Genomic DNA, 18727 nt, shown 5'->3' with positions numbered 1-18727 from the left:
TTGTAGGACTCGAAGAACGACAGGTAGATCGACCAGGCGATCGGGATGTAGACGAAGACGATGAGCCCGATGACGAACGGCCCGACGAAGACCCAGAACCACAGGTTGCGGTCCTGGCGCCCGCGCAGGCGACGACCGAGCGACGGCCTCCCCGGCTCGGTGGGGGGTGGCGTCGCCCGGTCGGCTGCCTTCCGCTGCGCGGCGCTGTCGTATGCCGCCGGGTCGGCCTGCGCTGTCAGGCGAGGACCCGCTTCAGCTCGGCGTCGGCCACGGTCTTGACCTTGGCGATCTCGCCTGCCGGGTCGGCGCCCTCCTTGACGATGCGGTTCATCGCGTCACCGAAGGCCGTGGCGCACTTGGGCGTCCACAGGATCGGGCTCTGCGCGTGGCCGACGTCGGTCGCGAGCTTGGCCGCCTCGGCCGCCTGCCCGCTCGCGAGCGTCGACGCCTGGCTGATGAGGCTCGTGCGCGACGGGATGTGGAAGCCGTAGGCCGTCGCGAAGTCGAGCTGGTAGGCCGTCTGGTCGATCCACAGCCACGTGGCGAACCTCTTGGCGGCCTCGACGTCCTTGCTCTTGGCGCTGACGCACGAGCCGTAGGCGCCGACGGGGACCGACGCCTTGCCCTGGCCGTCGAGGGCGGGCCAGGCCATGACGCCGAAGTCGTCGCCGAGGCCCTTCTTGAGGTCGGGGAAGGTCCAGAGGCCGGTGAACTGCATCGCCGTGAGGCCGGCGGTCAGGGCCGACGGGTCGAACCAGTCCTTGGGCGCCCCGAGGAGCAGCACCTTGGCGTCCCACATCTCGCGGAGCTTGCCGAGGGCGGTCGCCGCGCGCGGGTCGTCGAAGCCGAACTGGTTGTCCTTGGTGAGGTAGTCGAGCCCGGCCGACCACAGCATCGGGCCACCCATGAGCCCGGCGCCGCCGTCGTTGCCGAGGAAGAGGCCCTTGACGTTGCCCTGGGTCAGCTTCTTCGCCGCGTCGATGAGCTCGTCGATGGTCTCGGGCGGGGTGATGCCGGCCTTGTCGAGCATCGACTTCCGGTAGACGAGCAGCTGCATGTCGACGACCTGCGGGATGGCGTACGTCTTGCCCTCGTAGGTCATCCGCTCGAGGATGCTCGGGTTGAAGTCGGACTTCGTGTCGCCGATGAGGTCGGTGAGGTCGACGACCTGGCCGCCCTTGATCATGTCGATCGTCGGGCCGTTGCCGTACTCGAAGACGTCGGGCCCGGCGTCGGTGAGCAGCGAGGCTGCGGTGGACTGGTCGTAGTCGCCGGGCTTCCAGCTGACCTTGACGGTGGCGTCCTTGTAGGCGGCGGCGTAGCGCTCGACGGCCTGCTGCGTGCCGGCCTCGCCGTACTGGTGGTACCACTGGTTGAGCGTGGCGCCGCTGCCTCCGCCGGTCGCGCCACCGGTGGCTGCCGGCTCGCGTCCGGTGTTGCTGCCGCACGCAGCGAGCGCACCCGTGACCGCAGCGGCACCGCCGAGCGCGAAGAGCGAGCGCCGGCTGAGGTGGGCCCCGAGGGCCTGGCCGATCTCGCGGCCGATCTCCTTGTCAGACATGAGGTTCCCCTGCGTCCTTCCTGCCCGGGTGTGCGGGCGCCGTTCACCACGGTGGACGTCCGGCCAGTCTGCTCGACCTCGCCCACCCGGCGATCGTATGCCCGTAACCTCCGCGTATGCCGGATGGGCCACTCCCCGACATCCGAGCGGCGGGGACGTGGCTCAGATGGCGGCGGGCGAGTTGAGCGGGTTGTCGCTCGTGGTCTCCGGTGCGGTCCGGAGCAGCTGGTGGACGAGCAGGAGCGTCTGCTCGTCCTCGAGCGTCATGCGCCGGCCGAAGTGGCCGCGGGCGCGGGCGACGCCCTCCCCGACCCGCAGGACCGTGGCGCGCACGTCGTCCCGGGTCTCGACGGCCATCCGTTCGAGCAGCCGCGTGACGGAGAGCAGTCCGGAGACGATCGGGCGGCCGTCGAGCTCGAACTCGTCGAAGAGCCAACGGCGCTCGGCTGCCGCGGTGCCGAGCAGCTCGCGTCCCGGACCCGCGCTGCGCAGGGCCGCGTCGGTCACGGCGTCCCAGAAGGCGCCACGCTCGTCCTCGTCGAAGCGAACCCGTCCGGCCAGGGCGCTCAGCACCCACACGGGGGCGAGCCGGAGCGTGACCCACTCCTGCTCCGACCACTGCTCACGCCACTGCGACACGACCGCCACCGCCTCTCACGCGCTCGGGGCACCTCCAGCGTACGACCGGCCTGTCGGTGGGGTTGTGGAGTCCTTCCGGCACCAGGTGCCGGAGGAACTCCACAACCTGCCGGGTCTCGTCCGTCAGGCAGGACCGGTCAGCGGCATCTCGCGGGCGGCGACGACGGGGCGCAGCACGGCCTCGACCTCGGGCGTGCAGAACCAGCGCCGGAGGCAGTCGTCGGCGAGGACGTTCGCGAGGGCGCCGAGCACCATCGACTGGTCGAGCGAGAGGTGGCGACCCGCGTGCCGACCGGTGCGGGTGTCGACGGCGTCGATGAAGCCGCCCGATCCGTAGGCGCCGAGGTCGCGCTCGATGCGGACGAGGTTGTCGGCTGCCTCGTCCGGCTCGACCATGAGCGCCATGGCCGAGGCGTGCGGCGTGACGACGACCTCGCCGTCGCGCTCGCTCGGGTAGCCGTCGGGCTCCCAGGCGATGGGCTGGACGCCGAAGACGGAGTAGCCCTCGCCGGGGCAGGCCGAGGGGCTGAATCCCCAGTAGCCGTAACCCTTGTCGTCCATCGCGTACTCCCGCTGCAACGTGACCGTCCGGGCCTCGTTGACACCCCACGTGTCCGGCGACCACGTCGCCTCGGGCACGAAGATCGTCGGCATGAGCGCCTCGAACATCGACCCGCCGAAGGTCGGCACGACGTCGCGGCCCCGGTAGTGCCGCAGCGGGGTGTCGAGCGCGGCATAGTGCTCCGGCGGGATCTGGCCGTGGGCGATGCCGACGTAGCTCGCGATCCGCGGCTCCGAGTCGAGCAGGTCGTAGTGGTGCGTCGTGTGGAACACCTCGGCGTGCCCCGGCACGAAGGCGGCGCGCCGGGTCGGCTGGCCCGGGTCGTGGACCCAGAAGCCGCCGGTGAGGCGCCCGCCCGGCCCGTCGGGCCCGGCCGAGGGGTCGTGGAAGACCCCGAAGTCCATCAGGTCGAGCACGACGTGGGCTGCAGGCGCGACGCGGGGCTCGGCGGCGGCGGCCACCATGAGGCCGGCCGCGAGCCAGCCGTTGTCGACGCTCGAGAGGAACTGCTGGATGTCGTGCCCGCTGTCGGGCATCCGGCGGAGCAGGGCACCGGAGCGGTCGTCGTACCAGTTGTAGAACATCCCGGACTCGTCGTGCACCTCCATGCGGGCGAGCGTCGCGAGGAGCCGCGCGAGGCGGTCGTGCGCGTCGTCGGCGGCCGCGAGGCCGAGGTCGCGGGCGGCGACGGTGCACCACAGCAGGCCGCCGATGTTCGTCGGTGACGTGTAGCCGCTGCGCGTCGCGGGGTCGAGCGAGGCGGCGATGCTGTCGGTCGGCAGGCCCGTGTCGGGGTCGGTCATCGCCTCGAAGGAGCGCCACGTGTCGGCGGCCCAGCGGAGCAGGGTGGTGCGGTCAGGCATACGGAAGGGTCCTTCGGCGTGGGTTGGCGGGTCTGGGGGATGCACGGAAGTGACCACTCGACGAGCGAAGTGACCACTCGACGGGGTTGGGGTTGCGGTGGGGTCAGTCGCCGACGACGGAGGTCTGGTCCCAGTCGCAGCCGCACGAGCCGCGCACGACCATGCGGGTGGGCAGCACCTGGGGGTGCACGTCGAACGTGCGCCCGCCGATGCGTTCGTGGAGCCGGATCGCGGCCCACCGCCCGAGCTCGCGCATCGGCTGCTGCACCGTGGTCAGGCCCGGCGCGAGGTAGCGCGACGTCATGATGTCGTCGAAGCCGACGACCGCGATGTCGTCGGGCACGCGCCGGCCCTCGCGGCCGAGCAGCACCATCGTCGCGAGCGCGAGCTCGTCGTTGGCGCAGACGAGCCCGTCGATCTCGGCGCCGGCGGTCTCGGCCTCGCGCAGGCCCTCCATGACGCGGCGACCCGACGTCTCCTCGTACTGGACGCGGATCGGGCCGGCCACCTCGGCGCCGCGCTTGCGGGTCAGGGCGTGCTGGAAGCCGCGGTAGCGCTCCGAGACGTCGTGCGAGGTGTCGGGGTCGCCGACGAAGACGAGCCGGGTGCGGCCGTGCTCGAGCAGGTGCCGGGTCAGCTCGGCCGAGCTGATGAAGTTCTCGACCTGCACCGAGTCGCAGCCCTCGATGGCGTCGCGCGCGACGAGCACCGTGGGGGTGGAGCGCACGATCTGGCGCACCATCGTGTCGCTGACCGTGTCGTTGGCGATGACGATGCCGTCGACACGGCCGAGGATCTTGCGCACCGAGGCCTCGGCGTCCTTGGACGCGTCGCACACGACCACGACGACCGACTGACCCTCGCGCGCGGCCGTCGACTCGAAGCCCGACAGCAGCTCGGAGTAGTAGGGCCCGCGCAGCCCCGGCAGGACGAGCCCGTGCGTCTCGTGCGACGGCACGTCGACGGTGCGGCCGGCGCGGAGCGGGACGTACTCGAGGTCCTCGACGGCCCGCAGCACCCGCTGACGGGTCATCGCCGACGCCGGGGTCGAGCCGCTCAGCACGCGCGAGACGGTGGCGATGGACACGCCGGCCCGCTCGGCCACGGTGTAGATCGTGACCGGTCGCGCGTCATCGTGCTCAGTGGACACCCGGGCTCCCTCTTCCGGGGACAACTGTGCACGGCGCCGCGCCGCTTCACAAGCGGGGCGCAGCACCCAGGGCCGACCGCCCCGGCGACCGATGCCGTATGCCGTCCGGCCGGCTCGGCAGCCACGGCGGGGTGGTCCGGGGCTCCCTCCCGGACCACCCCGCCGCGACGTCCGAACGGTCCTGCCGAGCGCGACCTCAGAACGGGTTGGGGATCGCATCGAGCAGGCTGCGCGTGTAGTCGTCCTTGGGGTCACGGATGACTCCGAGGGTCGGCCCCTTCTCGACGACCTTCCCGTTGTTGAGGACGATGACCTCGTCGGAGAGCATGCGGGCGCTCAGCAGGTCGTGCGTGATGTAGAGGATGCCGACGTCGTTCTCCTTGACCAGGTCGTTGAGCAGCTCGAGGATCTCGGCACGGATCGAGACGTCGAGGCTGGAGATCGGCTCGTCGGCGACGATGATCTCCGGCTCGACGGCGAGCGCCTTGGCGATGATGACGCGCTGGCGCTGGCCACCGGAGAGCTCGTAGCCGTAGCGGTTGATGAACCGCTCGGCCGGAGTCAGCGCGACCCGCTCGAGCAGCTCCTTGACGCGCTCGCGCAGCTCCTCGCCCTTGAGTCCCTGGTAGTTGACGAGCGGACGGGACAGGACGTAGCCGAGTCGCTTGGCGGGGTTGATCGAGCTGTACGGGTCCTGGAAGACCATCTGGACGTCGCTGCGGTAGTCACGCAGCGCCCTTCCCTTGAAGCCCGAGACGAGCTTGTCGCCGTCCGGGCCGTGGAAGACGATGCGCCCCTCGGTCGGGGTCTCGACACCGGTGATCATCTTGGCGAGGGTCGACTTGCCGCTGCCGCTCTGGCCCACGAGCGCCGTCACCTCGCCCCTGCGGAGCTCGAAGCTGACGTCGCTGACCGCCTCCGTGCGAGTGACGGTGAAGCCCCGTCGGCGCTCGAAGACCTTCGAGACGTTCTCGACCGAGAGCACGACCTCGTTGGCCAGGGCGCTCCGGGACTCGTCGGAGGTCTTGACGAACTGGGGTCCCTCGAATCCGCGCTTCGGCTCACCGAACTTCTCGGCGCCGCCGTCCGCACGCTGCAGCACGGCGACGTGGCAGGCCACCCGCCCACCGTTGAGCGGCACGAGCGGCGGGTCCTGCTCGAGGCAGAGCTGGATCCGCTCGGGGCACCGCGGGGCGAAGCTGCACCCGACGATGTCGCGGCTGAGGTCCGGCGGCCGGCCGGGGACGTAGGTGATCTTGACGGTCTCGTCGCGGGGGTCGCCGTACGACCCGAGCAGCCCCTTCGTGTACGGGTGCAGGGGTTCACGCAGCAGCGCGCCGGCGCTCTGGTCCTCGACGATGCGACCGGCATACATCACGAGGATGCGGTCGGAGAGCTCGAGCACGGTGCCGATGTCGTGGCTGATGAAGAGGACCGCGAAGCCCTGCTCGGCCTGGAGGCGCCGGACGTTCTCGAGGATCGAGTGCTGCACGACGACGTCGAGACCGGTCGTCGGCTCGTCGAGGAGGATGAACTTCGGGTCGAGCGCCAGGGCCAGCGCGAGGTTGACCCGCTGGCGCATGCCCCCGGAGAGCTCGTGCGGGAAGGCGGTCATGAACTTCGGGTCGATGATGACCATGTCGAAGAGCTCGCGGATGCGGCGCGTCACCGCCTCGCCGCGCAGCTGCGAGTGCTGCTCGATGACGTCGCGGAACTGCGCCTCCACCCGGACGACGGGGTTGAGCGAGTTCATGCTGCTCTGGAAGACGGTCGAGAGGTCACGCCAGCGCAGCGAGCGCAGCTCGTCCTCCGGGAGCTCGGTGATGTCGGTCCCGTTGAACTCGATCGAGCCACCGCTGATGCGACCCGGGCGCTGGAGCAACCGCAACAGTGCCGTGCCGAGCGTCGTCTTGCCCGATCCGGACTCGCCGATGAGCCCGACGAACTCACCCGGCTCGATGGAGAAGCTGACCCCCTGGACGGCGTCGAGGGGGCGCGATGCCTTGGGCTCGTAGCGGACGCTGAGGTCGCGCACGTCGAGGAGTGTCATGCGTCCTCCCGCAGGTGGGGGTTGCTCAGCAGGTCGACGCCGAAGTTGATGAACGTCGTCGCGGTCATGAGGATGGCGAGCACGAGGCCCGGCGCGAAGACCCACAGCCACAGACCCTGGGCGATGGCTCCCTGCGCGTTGGACTGGTAGAGCATCGTGCCCCACGAGACGTTCCGGCTGTCACCGAGTCCCAGTGCTGCCAGGCCTGCCTCGGCGGCGATGGCGCCGGTCGCGGCACCGACGAAGCTCGCGAGCACCAGCGAGCTCATGTTGGGCATGATCTCGCGGAAGACGATGCGCCACGTCCCCTCGCCCGAGAACTTCGCCGCCGTGACGAAGTCGCGGTTGCGCAGCGTGATGATCTGGGAGCGTTTGGCACGGGCCGCCCCGGCCCAGGACGTGATCGACACGACGCCGACGATGAGCCAGAGTCCGCGCACCTCCGAGTAGGCGACGAGGGTGATGATGAGCGGGAAGACGGGGATGACGAGGAAGACGTTGGTCAGGAAGGACAGCCCGTCGTCGAGCAGGCTGCCCTCCGCGTAGCCCGAGATGAGGCCGATGACGGTGGCGATCACGGTCGCGAAGAGACCGCCGAAGAGCCCGACCAGCAACGAGATCCGCGAGCCGTAGATGAGCTGTGACGCGATGTCCTGTCCGCTCGTCGTCGTGCCCAGCCAGTTGGTCGAGCTCGGGCCGGCGAGCGGCTCGAAGGACCCGTCGAGCGGGTCGTGGGGAGCGATCAGGGGCGCGAAGACGGCCACGAGCACGTAGATGCCCAGGACGATGACGCCGACCCTGGCCTTCTTGCTGCTCCAGATCACCTGCCACCACTGGTCAGGTGTCTCGACGTCGCTGACCTGCTCGACGGCAAGGTCCTGACCCGGCTCTCCCGCTGACATGAAGTCCTCGCCGGGGGTGGGTACGGGGGTCGTCGTCATCCTTCAGCCCTCCTCGCGCGCGGGTCGAGCACGCCGTAGAGCAGGTCTGCGACGAGGTTGGCGAGGAGCACGCCGACCGTGGTCAGGAGCATCAGTGCTTGCAGCAAGGGGTAGTCCTTCTGTTCGACGGCCTCGCCCATCAACCGGCCCATGCCGGGGTAGTCGAAGACCGTCTCGACGAGGATCGCGCCGCCCAGGACGCCGCCGAGTGCGAGCGCGAAGCCGGTGACGCTGGGCAGCAAGGCATTCCGGGCGGCGTACTTCAGCGCGACGTCCCGGTCGCGCAGGCCCTTGGCCTTGGCGAGCCGGATGTAGTCCTCGCCGAGGTTCATGATCATCGTGTTGCGCATGCCGAGGATCCAGCCGATGGGCGTGACGATGAGCAAGGCCAGAGCCGGCAGGAAGGAGTGCGAGACGGCCTCCTGGATGAACGGCCAGTTCCACCCCGGGGTGGCCTCCTCGTAGCCGCCCGACGTCGGGAACCAGCCGAGGCTGTAGCCGAAGACGTAGAGGAGCAGGAGACCGATCCAGAAGGGCTGCAGCGTGCCGAGGAAGGTCGAGCCCAGCGTGACGACGGAGTCGAAGCGCGAGTTGCGCCGCCACGCGGCATACGCCCCCAGCACGACGCCACCGACGAACGAGAGCAACTGCGCGATCGTCACGAGCACGACCGTCCACCAGAACGCCTGCGCGATGACCTCGGTCACCGGGAAGGGGTAGTAGGTGTAGGACAGGCCGAAGTTGCCGTGGACGAGCTCGCCCAGATACGAGATGTACTGGTGCCACAGCGAATCCGTCGGGGTGCCGAGCATGGCCCGCATCGCCTCGACCTGGGCCTGGTCCAGGGCGGCGTCCTTGCCGGCCATCCGCTTCACCATGATCTCGGCCGGGTCGCCGGGCTGGAGTCGTGGGATGAGGAAGTTCAGGGTGACGACCGCCCAGAGGGTGGCCAGGAAGAAGCCGAACTTCCGCGCGAAGTACGTCATGCGGGCCTCTCTGCCCGGGCCGGGGCGGCTGGACCAGCCGCCCCGGCGGAGGCGGGGTTCGTCACTTCGGGGCAGTGAGGTGGGTCAGCATCAGGAGCTTGTCGTCCTGGGGGTTGGCGTACGGGTCCTGCTCGCTCGGCCAGCCGACCGCCTTGTCGGTGCGGTAGATGACGCGAGCCGGCGCGTAGATGAGCGACGTGACCGGGTACTGCGTCATCATCGTGTCGACGAGCGGGGCCAGGTCGGCCTTCTGGCTCTCCTTGTCCGTGTCACCGGCGAGCTTCGTCACGGCCGCGTCGACCGCGGGGTCCTTGAAGCGCTGGACGTTGGGCAGCACCTCGGTCTTGGTGGGGATCTGGGTGCTCGAGAGCTTCGTGCCGAGGTTCTTGGCGAGCTCGCAGCCACCGTGGAGGTACTCGAGCATCAGCTGGTAGTCGCCGGTCTTCTTCTGGCCGTCCACCGAGTCCGGTGCGGAGGCCGTGACCTTCGAGGTGATCCCGAGGTCGTTGAGCCCCTTGACGGCCACGTCGGCCATCGCCTGGTAGTCGATGAAGCCGGCCTGGACGGAGAAGTTGACGGCGAGCGGGGAGCCGTCGGGGTTCGTGCGCTTGCCGTCGGCGCCCTTCTTGTAGCCGGCCGCGTCGAGCAGCTGACCGGCCTTGGCGAGGTCGTAGGGCAGCACCGTGTCCTGCCCGGCGTACTTGTCGGGCAGGAGGCTCTCCATGGACGGCAGCTTGAGACCGGTCTGGCTCGCCGGCTTCATGACGCCGTAGGTCGCCTTGACCGACATCTCCTTCTTGTTCATGGCATAGGAGATGGCCTCGCGGAACTTGACGTCGTTGAAGGGCGCCTTCTCGTTGTTGCCCGTGAGCACGGTCATGCCGTTGGGCGCGTAGTAGAAGTGGTTGTTCTTGGGGTCCGCGCTGACGAACGTCTTCTCGGGGTTGGGGATCTCACCGAAGTAGGCGTCGAGCTGACCGGACCGCAGCTTGAGGGCTGCCTGCGCCGCGTCGTACTGGCCCTCGAGCACGAGCTTCTTCACCTTGATCTTGTCGGCCTGCCAGTAGTCCGGTCGACGCTCGAGGACGAGCTGGCGGCCGTTGAAGCTGCCCACCTTGAAGGGACCGGTCGACACGGGCGTCTTGTCGACGTACTTGGTCGGGTCGCCGACCTTCGAGTAGATGTGCTCGGGCAGGATCTTCGCCGCGATGATCCCGTCGTACTTGGGCGCGGCGTTGCCGGAGAAGGCGAAGACAACCTTGTTGCCCTCCGCCGTCACGCTGGTGGCCGGCGCACCGAAGGTCGAGGTCCAGACACCGGGCTTGTCGAGCGCCGGGTACTGCTTCATGAGGTTGAAGGTGAAGGCGACGTCCTTCGCCGTGAAGGGCTGGCCGTCGGTCCATTTGACACCCTGCCGGATGTCGAAGGTGAGCTTCTCGCCACCCTCCCAGGTGGCCTTCTCGGCCAGCCACGGAGTCTCCTCGCACGTCAGCGCGTTGCGGACGATGAGCTGCTCGTATAGCCACGTCGTGGTCAATGGCTTGGGCGCATAGGGGTTGTAGTTCGCGAGACTGCCGACCGATGCGTCTGCCTCCGAGGGGAACGTCAGCTGGGCGATCATCCCTCCGGCGCCTGCGGCGCCGTCGCTCTCCTTCTGTTTCGCGCTGCCGGCACAGCTGGCGAGGGCCAGCGCGGCGGTCAGGCCGGTCACGATCAGCACGGGCTTGCTTCGAGTCAGCGTCATTGCAGACCTCCGTCGGGGGCGTTTTGCGTCAGGCTAGGCGTCCGTCAACGCCACCTGTCAACGACTTGCGACCATGTAACTACTTTCATACCCACTTCCGTGCTGCCCCTGACTTTCATTTGTTTTCAGGGGGATTCGCCTATCGCTGATCAGAGTGGGCACTGGTAGGAAAGAGAGGTGCCAGACGACAACGCCGTCCTGACCGCCCCCTCGGTCCTCACCCTGGAGGGCAGCTCCGGGCTCTTCGCCGAGGTCCTCGACAACGGTGCGCTCCGCCGTCTCGAGGCCTTCGGCACCAGCCTGTTGCTGCACCCCGCGACCGTTGCCGAGGCGGGACTGACGAACGTCCACCTCCGCGTGCACCGGCCGGACGGCATCCGTCGTCGGGCCCTGCTGGGGCCGGGCAGCGGCTCGGTCGTCACCTTCGGCGGGACCCAGGGCGACGGCGCCGTCGTCGTCACCGGCCGGCACGAGGGCCTCGACTACCGCCTCACCCTCCAGGTCGGTGACGGCTCAGCGAACACGCCCGACGCCCCGGCCACCCCCGCCACCCCGACGTGGCACTGGGACCTCGAGCTGACGAACACGACGGGTGAGCCCGTCACCGCAGACGCGGTCCTGACCCACGACCCCGCCCTCGCACCGCTCGGCAACGTCCGGATCAACGAGTACTACGTCAGCCAGTACCTCGACATCACCCCGGTCGCCACGGCCGGGCACGGCACGGCGGTCGCGGTGCGTCAGAACATGCCGGGCGAGCGCGTGCCCTGGCTCATGGTCGGCACGGTGGGCGCCGGCACCGGCTGGGCGACCGACGCGCTCCAGCTCGTCCGCCGCACCGGGCGAGGCGTGACGTGGCCGGGCCTCGACGCCGTCGATCTGCCGAGCGCGCGCCTCCAGCACGAGCACTCGCTCATCGCCCTGCAGGACGCCCCGGTCGAGATCGCGCCAGCCGACTCCCACCGCACCGGCTTCTGGGGCATCGCCCTGGAGGACCACCCCGAGGACACCTCCGACGCCGACGCCCGCTGGGCCGACGTCGCGCTCGCGGCCACCCCGACCCCGTGGGCGCCGGCGGGCGACGGCGCCCACGGCCGGCCGACTCATGCTGCCGAGGGCGACCGAGCGGCGACACCCGCCACGCTGTGGTCGTCGAGCCCGGCCTTCGCGTCACGGGCCCTCGACCGCGACGAGCTCGACGACGCCGGCCTGCTCGAGGGCCGCACCGACCTCGAGACGGCCGACGACGGCACCGAGCTGGCGTGGACCGTCCGCGGCGGCCAGCTCGTCACTCCCGCCAAGGAGCTCGCGGTCCTGCGTCCGCACGGCCACCTGCTCCGCACCGGTGACACCTTCACGCCCGACTCGCGGTCGCTCGCGTCGACGGTGTGGATGGCCGGCACCTTCCACTCCCAGGTCACGCGCGGCCACGTCGGCCGCAACCCCGTCGTCACGGGTCGCCGCACCTACCTCGGCCTCCAGCGCGCCCACGGCGTGCGCCTCTTCGTCGAGGACGCCGACGGCACGTGGAGCCTCCTCGAGACCCCGAGCGCGTGGTTCACCGGCCTCGACCACTGCACGTGGTGGTATGCCGCCGCGTCGGGTCCCGTGCTCACCGTGAGGTCCGCAGCGCCCGCCGACGAGCACGCCCTGACGCTGTCGGTCGGGCAGCGCGGCGCGGCTCCGCGCCGGGTCATGCTCGCGCTGCAGGTCGCCGACGACCTCTCGGACTCACCCGCCGTCACGACCGCCGACGACCACGTCGAGGTCACGACCGCGGGCGACCCGCGTCCGTGGCGGGTCTCGTGGACCGGCCCCGGCACCGCCGAGGTCGGCGACGCCCGGCTCCAGGCCGACGGCGTGGGCCGCGGCCCGGGCTGGCTCACCGTGCTCTTCGACCCGAGCGATCAGCTCGAGGTCGTCGTCCGCTCCGCCCCCGGCGAGGCAGCGGCCGGCGAGGTCGTCCCCACCGGCGAGCACCTCGGAGGAGCCTTCTGGGACAAGGCCGGCCACGCCGTGGCCCTCGACGGGTCGTCACTCGGCGACGCCGGGTCCCAGGCCGCGAACCTCTCGGCGGCCCTGCCGTGGTTCACGCACAACGCCTTCGTGCACTACCTCTCCCCGCGCGGGCTCGAGCAGTTCTCGGGCGGTGCGTGGGGCACCCGCGACGTCTGCCAGGGGCCCGTCGGGCTGCTCACGGCGCTCGGCCGTCAGGACGCCGTCCGCGACGTGCTGTTGCGCGTCTTCCGCGCCCAGAACGCCCGGGGCGACTGGCCGCAGGCCTTCGAGTTCCTCCCGCCGCTGCCCGAGACGGGCCAGCAGGACTCGCACGGGGACGTCGTCTTCTGGCCCGTCCTCGCGGCCGGCGACTACCTGCGCACGAGCGGCGACGCGAGCCTGCTCGACGAGACGGTCGCCTTCGTCGGCGACGACGCGCTCGGCGAGCCGGCCACGGTGGCCGAGCACCTCCGTCGTGCGGTCGCGCGGATCGCGGAGTGCACGGTCCCCGGGAGCCCGCTGCCGGCATACGGCCACGGCGACTGGAACGACTCGCTCCAGCCGGCGGACCCGCACCTCGCCGCCCACCTCGTCTCCACGTGGACGGCCGTGCTCCAGACGCAGTCGCTGCGCACCCTCGCCGAGGGGCTCCACGCGGTCGGTGCGCCCAACGGCGCCTCTGCCCTGGCCGCCGACGCGGACGAGCTCGCCGAGCGCACCCACGACGCCCTCCTCGACCAGCTCGCGGCCGACCCGGTGCTGCCCGGCTACCTGCTGCAGCACGAGGACGGGCACTTCGAGCCGCTCGTCCACCCGACCGACGAGCGCACCGGGCTGCACTACGGCGTGCTGCCGTGGATCCACGCGATCGGCGCCGACCTGCTGACGCCGGAGCAGGCCCGTCACCACCTCGACCTCATCGAGGAGCACCTCCTCGGGCCGGACGGCGCGCGCCTCTTCGACCGGCCGGTCAGCTACGTCGGCGGGCCGATGACGGTCTTCCAGCGCGCCGAGGCGAGCACCTTCTGGGGCCGCGAGATCGGCCTCATGTACATGCACGCGCACCTGCGCTACGCCGAGGCGCTGGCCCGCGTCGGCGACGGCGCGGCCCTGCTCACGGCGCTGGCCAAGGCGAGCCCCGTCGGACTGGACTCGCTCGTGCCGCAGGCGCGTCCGCGCCAGACGACGTGCTACTACTCCTCGTCCGACGGCGCCTTCACCGACCGTTACGACGCGTCGGAGCGGTATGCCGCGCTCATGGCCGGCGACGTGCCGCTCGAGGGCGGGTGGCGCGTCTACTCGTCGGGGCCGGGTCTCGTGCTCCGGCTCGTCACCGAGGTGCTCCTCGGCATCCGCCAGCGCGGCGACGACGTCGAGATCGACCCGGTGCTGCCGCCGAGCGGTGACGGTGGTGCGGGCGCCGCAGCCTCCGAGCTGACCGCGCGCCTGCCCCTGGCCGGCACCGACCTCACGGTCCGCTACGTCGTCGGGCCCGAGGGCCACGGCGTCCGCCGGGTCACCGTGAACGGGCGCGAGCTGAGCCTGCGACCGCTGACCAACCCGTACCGCCGGGCGGGAGCGGCCGTCCGGACCGCCGACCTGCTCGCGCCCCCGACTGCCGAGACCACCGACGCCGCCGACGCCACTGCCCCGACCAGCGAGATCCTCGTGGAGACCCACTGACATGACCGACGTCACCGCCACGCCGCCCACCCAGCGGCGGCCGTGGCTCGATGCCACGCTGCCCGTCGAGGAGCGCGTCGACCTCCTCATGACCGAGATGACCCTGGCCGAGAAGGTCGGGCAGACCCACCAGGTCGCCAACATCGACCCCGAGGCCGACGCCGCCGAGATCGCGTCGGGCCGGATCAGCTCGAGCCTCTACGCCTCCGGCGCGACGGCCGGCAACGAGCGCGACGAGGGCGTCCTCGTCGGCAACATCGACGCCGCCCAGCGGCACGCCGTCGAGGGCAGCCGCCTAGGCATCCCGCTCCTCTTCGGCCGCGACGTCATCCACGGGCACCGCACCGTCGCGCCGATCCCGCTCGGGATCGCGGCGTCCTTCGACCCCGACGTCGCCGAGGAGATCGGCGAGATCGCCGCCCGCGAGGCCGCGGTCGACGGCGTGGCGTGGACCTTCACGCCGATGGTCGACCTCTCCGAGGAGCCGCGCTGGGGCCGGGTCGCCGAGTCGCTCGGCGAGACGCCGGTCCTCTCCGGCCGCCTCGCCGCCTCGCTCGTCCGCGGCTTCCAGGGCGACGACCCAAGCGACCCCGACCGCCTCGCGGCGTGCGCCAAGCACTTCGCCGGCTACGGCCTCGCCGCCGGGGGCCGCGACTACGACACCGTCAGCGTCGGCGAGAACACCCTGCGCAACCTGCACCTGCGGCCGTTCCGCTCGGCCGTCGACGCCGGCGTCCTCACCGTCATGGCCGCCTTCAACGACGTCGACGGCATCCCGATGCACGCCCACGAGCACCTCGTCCGCGAGGTCCTCAAGGGCGAGTGGGGCTTCGACGGCGTCGTCGTCGCCGACTGGAACGGCATCGGCCAGATCGTCTTCCAGGGCGTCGCCGCTGACAAGCGGGAGGCCGCGGCCCTCGCGATCCGCGCGGGCGTCGACCTCGACATGGTGAGCAGCGCCTACCTCGAGCACCTCGAGGAGCTCGTCGAGTCCGGCGAGGTCGACCTCGCGCTCGTCGACGACGCGGTGCGCCGCGTGCTGCGCCTCAAGTTCCGCCTCGGGCTCTTCGAGCGGCCGTATGCCGCCCGGCCGGGGGTGTCCAACGCGCCCACTCCCGAGACGCGGGCCGTCGCCCGCCGCGCCGCGCAGGCCGCCCACGTGCTCGTCAAGAACGACGGCGTCCTGCCGCTCGGCGACGATGCCGGGAAGGTCCTGCTGTCAGGTCCGTTCGTCGACGACGGCGACGCGCTGCTCGGCACGTGGGTCCTCGACGGCCGTGGCGAGGAGGTCGTCACTCCTGAGGCGGCCCTGCGCGAGCGCCTCGGCGACCGCGTCACCGTGGCCGACGGCCGCTTCCCCGACGTGACCCTGATGCAGGCACGGACCGCCGACACGTCGGTGCTGCTCCTCGGCGAGCACCGGTCCCGCTCCGGCGAGGCGCAGTCCGTCGTCGACATCGGCCTGCCGCCGGGCCAGCTCGAGCTCGTGCGCGCGGTCGCCGGGTTCGGCAAGCCGCTCGTCGCCGTCGTCTACACCGGCCGCCCGCTCGACCTCACCGAGCTGCTCGACCTCGCCGACGCGGTGCTCGTCGTGTGGCACCCGGGCACCGAGGCGGGCACCGCCCTGGCCGACGTCCTGTTCGGCGACGCCGAGCCGCACGGCCGGCTGCCGATGACCTTCCCGCTCTCGACGGGCCACATCCCGACGAGCACGCACCAGCGCCCGACGGGGCGGCTCATCCGCGCCGACGTCGACCACCAGGAGGGCCGCTACATCGATGCCCTCACCTACCCGCGGCTGCCCTTCGGCTTCGGCCTGTCCTACACGAGCGTCGACTACGGGGCACCCGTCCTGTCGTCGCCGACGATGACGACCGACGGGTCCACGACCCTCACCGTCACCGTGACCAACTCGGGCGAGCGGCCCTGCCGGGAGGTCGTCCAGCTCTACTTCCGCGACCCCGTCGCCCAGGTGACCCGCCCGCTCGTCGAGCTGACCGACTGGGCGCTCGTCGACCTCGAGCCCGGCCAGGCGCGCGAGGTCACCTTCGACGTGCAGGCCGAGCAGACGGCATACGCAGGCCGTGACCTCACGACGCGCGTCGACGAGGGCGAGATCGTTCTGCTCACCGGGCCCGACGCCGCCCGACTCCAGTCCGTGTCCGTGACCATCACGTCCCCGAAGGCCTCCTCATGATCGAGACCGTCCAGCGCCAGATCCGCATCGACGGCGAGCCCGTCATCGTCATGTCGGGGGAGGTGCACTACTTCCGCGTCGCGCGCGCCGAGTGGGGCCAGCGCCTCGACCTGCTCGTCGAGGCCGGCTGCGACACCGTCGCCTCCTACATCCCGTGGATCTTCCACGAGCTGCCCGACGGGTCGATCGACGTGACCGGCGAGACGCGGCCCGAGCGCGACATCGGCGCGTTCATCGACCTCGCCGCCGAGAAGGGGCTGCGCTTCATCGCCCGGCCGGGGCCGTTCATCATGGCCGAGCTGAAGAACGAGGGCATCCCGTTCAGCGTCTACCGGGACCACCCGGAAGTCATCCCGGTGGGGTGGGACTGCGAGACGGTCTCGTCGAGCACCGTCGACTACCTGGCGCCGGCGTTCCTGTCAGAGAGCGCGCGCTGGTTCGACGCGATCATGCCGGTGCTCGCGCCGCGGCTGCAGCCCAACGGCGGCCCGATCGTCGGCGTCCAGCTGGACAACGAGGTGGGCATGCTCGCCTGGGTGACGAACTCGCCCGACCTCACGGACGGGCTCGTCGCGTCGTTCGGCGACTTCGTGCGGTCGCGCCATGGTGACTCGGGGCCGTATGCCGTGTCGCCGGGTTCGTCGGGGTGGGCGGAGGTCGTGCGGTCACCCAAGGAGGAGTGGGCGGGCGCGCTGCGACTCGACCTCGGGCTCTTCATGCGGCAGCGGTTCGCCGACTACGTCGCGGCGCTGCGCTCGATGTGCGAGGAGCGGGGGGTCGCCGGCGTGCCGTTCTTCGTCAACATCCACGGGACCGAGGGCGGCAACGGCGCCCCCTTCCCGATCGGCATCAGCCAGCTCGTCGACACGTATGCCGGCATCCCGGGGATGGTCTCGGGGTCGGACCACTACCTCGGCGAGGCGACGCTCAACACGATGACGGACCTCTACGTCATCAACGCCTACATGGCCGCGGTGCACGACTCCGACCAGCCGCTGACCTCGCTCGAGTTCGAGGCCGGCTCGGGTGACTACGGCGCGGGCGCCGAGATGCAGTACGACCCCTCGACGGCCGACCTCAAGACGCGGTTGTGCCTGGCGCAGGGCAACCGGCTCATCAACTACTACCTCTTCGCCGGCGGCATCAACCCGCCGCTCGACGAGGCTGTGGGGGATGGCAACGACCGGATCAGCTTCACCGGTGAGCGGCACGGCACGGCGGCTCCGGTGGGGCCGGAGGGTCAGCGGGGGTATGCGTACTCGGCGACGGCGCGGGCGGTGAAGGCCATCAAGGCCAACGAGCCGTGGCTGGCCCGGATGGACGAGGACCACGACGACGTGTCGCTGGGACTCGTGCTCGACGCGTACATGACGGAGTACCACCACCCTTCGTCTGATGTGATGACGGAGGTCGTCGACGACCTGACGTCGCATCGGGGGGCTGGGGAGCGTAGGGCACTCGCGCGGTCGCTCCTGCTCGGCGGCTTCCGTTACGGCGCAACGCATCTCGAGCGGCGTGACCCGGCGCCGGGGTCGACGGTGCTCGTCGGGTCCGGGCGCTACCTGTCGCGGGTCGTGCAGGAGCGGCTCGTCGGGCACGTGACGACGGGCGGCAACGTCGTGCTGCTCGGGCGGCTGCCCGAGCGCGACCTCGACGGGTCGCCGTGCACGGTGCTGGCGGATGCGCTGGGTCTCAGGGCGGGTGAGGTGGTGCGCGACACCGGCCACTACTACCCGTCGCTGGTCGCCCACGGGTGGGCGGAGCCGTGGCCGGAGATGCGGGCCGGCTGGGTGCAGAAGCTTGATCACGGGCGGGGGGACGTCGTGCTGACGGACGTCTACGGCGCGGTGTGCGGCGTCGACGTGCCGCTCGGCGAGGGGCGCGCGATCGTGCTCGCTGCCCAGGTGCCGTCGGACCCGGTGCTCTTCGACCGCGCCCTCTCGAGCCTCGGTGTGAGTCCGGGCCTGCGCCTGGAGACGCAGTGGCCGGGCGTCTTTGCCACGACGACGAGCACAGACGACGGGCAGCGCGCCGTGCACGTCATCAACACCTCGGGCGCACCGGCCACGGTGACGGTCGCCCTCGACGGCACCCCGATCGCGGCCGGCACCACCCTGCACGTGCCGCCGCGGTCGGGGCACATCCTGCCCCTCGGCCTCGACGTCGCGGGGCGGCGTCTGGACTGGGCCTCGGCTGAGATCTCAGGGGTCGACACGGACGGCACGGTGCACTTCCGCCCCGGCCTCGACGAGCACGGCGGCACGACGGTCATCGTCGACGGCCTGCCAGTCGAGCTAGCTCCGGGCGAACATTCTCTGCATCCCTGACTTCGGATACTAGGAGCGGTCCGGGT

Annotated in this window: 11 protein-coding genes; 3 read left to right on the top strand and 8 right to left on the bottom strand. The window is 71.0% G+C overall.

The window, feature by feature from the left end:
• Positions 1-235: 235 nt before the first annotated feature.
• The 8 genes from ACSSS0_RS11255 to ACSSS0_RS11220 all read right to left on the bottom strand — a co-directional run bounded on the left by ACSSS0_RS11255 (position 236) and on the right by ACSSS0_RS11220 (position 10496).
• Positions 236-1561: an ABC transporter substrate-binding protein gene (locus ACSSS0_RS11255; RefSeq protein WP_487228016.1), complete on the bottom strand. Its 1326-nt coding sequence runs from the start codon at positions 1559-1561 to the stop codon at positions 236-238.
• 162 nt (positions 1562-1723) lie between these two features.
• The gene (locus tag ACSSS0_RS11250) at positions 1724-2200 is read right to left on the bottom strand and encodes a hypothetical protein (RefSeq protein ID WP_487228015.1); all 477 of its coding nucleotides are present in this window, start codon (positions 2198-2200) and stop codon (positions 1724-1726) included.
• Positions 2201-2323: 123 nt separating this feature from the next.
• Entirely contained in the window at positions 2324-3625 is a 1302-nt protein-coding gene (locus tag ACSSS0_RS11245) for a glucoamylase family protein (RefSeq protein ID WP_487228014.1), read from the bottom strand.
• A gap of 103 nt (positions 3626-3728) precedes the next feature.
• On the bottom strand, positions 3729-4775 hold the full coding sequence (locus ACSSS0_RS11240; RefSeq protein ID WP_487228013.1) for a LacI family DNA-binding transcriptional regulator: 1047 nt from the start codon (positions 4773-4775) through the stop codon (positions 3729-3731).
• A 196-nt stretch (positions 4776-4971) separates the two neighbouring features.
• The gene (locus ACSSS0_RS11235) at positions 4972-6825 is read right to left on the bottom strand and encodes an ABC transporter ATP-binding protein (protein WP_487228012.1); all 1854 of its coding nucleotides are present in this window, start codon (positions 6823-6825) and stop codon (positions 4972-4974) included.
• Positions 6822-7766, bottom strand: a complete 945-nt coding sequence (locus ACSSS0_RS11230) for an ABC transporter permease (RefSeq protein WP_435987950.1) — start codon at positions 7764-7766, stop codon at positions 6822-6824. Before ACSSS0_RS11230 ends, ACSSS0_RS11235 begins: the two co-directional genes overlap by 4 nt.
• Positions 7763-8752 (bottom strand): ABC transporter permease, encoded by a 990-nt coding sequence (locus ACSSS0_RS11225; RefSeq protein WP_487228011.1) that lies wholly within the window; start codon positions 8750-8752, stop codon positions 7763-7765. Before ACSSS0_RS11225 ends, ACSSS0_RS11230 begins: the two co-directional genes overlap by 4 nt.
• A gap of 61 nt (positions 8753-8813) precedes the next feature.
• Positions 8814-10496: an ABC transporter substrate-binding protein gene (locus ACSSS0_RS11220; RefSeq protein ID WP_487228010.1), complete on the bottom strand. Its 1683-nt coding sequence runs from the start codon at positions 10494-10496 to the stop codon at positions 8814-8816.
• A gap of 177 nt (positions 10497-10673) precedes the next feature.
• Between ACSSS0_RS11220 and ACSSS0_RS11215 the strand changes: the two genes are divergently transcribed.
• The 3 genes from ACSSS0_RS11215 to ACSSS0_RS11205 are packed head-to-tail and all read left to right on the top strand — an operon-like array spanning position 10674 to position 18701.
• Positions 10674-14177, top strand: a complete 3504-nt coding sequence (locus ACSSS0_RS11215; RefSeq protein WP_487228009.1) for a GH36-type glycosyl hydrolase domain-containing protein — start codon at positions 10674-10676, stop codon at positions 14175-14177.
• A 1-nt stretch (position 14178) separates the two neighbouring features.
• Complete coding sequence (locus tag ACSSS0_RS11210; RefSeq protein WP_487228008.1) at positions 14179-16374, top strand: glycoside hydrolase family 3 N-terminal domain-containing protein; 2196 nt, start codon at positions 14179-14181, stop codon at positions 16372-16374.
• Positions 16371-18701 (top strand): beta-galactosidase, encoded by a 2331-nt coding sequence (locus ACSSS0_RS11205; RefSeq protein ID WP_487228007.1) that lies wholly within the window; start codon positions 16371-16373, stop codon positions 18699-18701. The genes ACSSS0_RS11210 and ACSSS0_RS11205 overlap by 4 nt, the downstream gene beginning before the upstream one ends.
• The last annotated feature ends 26 nt before the right edge of the window (positions 18702-18727 follow it).

It is taken from the genome of Terrabacter sp. R4-6 (genome assembly GCF_057529065.1).
The sequence above is the reverse complement of the archived record's forward strand: the minus strand, read 5'-3'. Positions and strand labels throughout refer to the sequence as shown.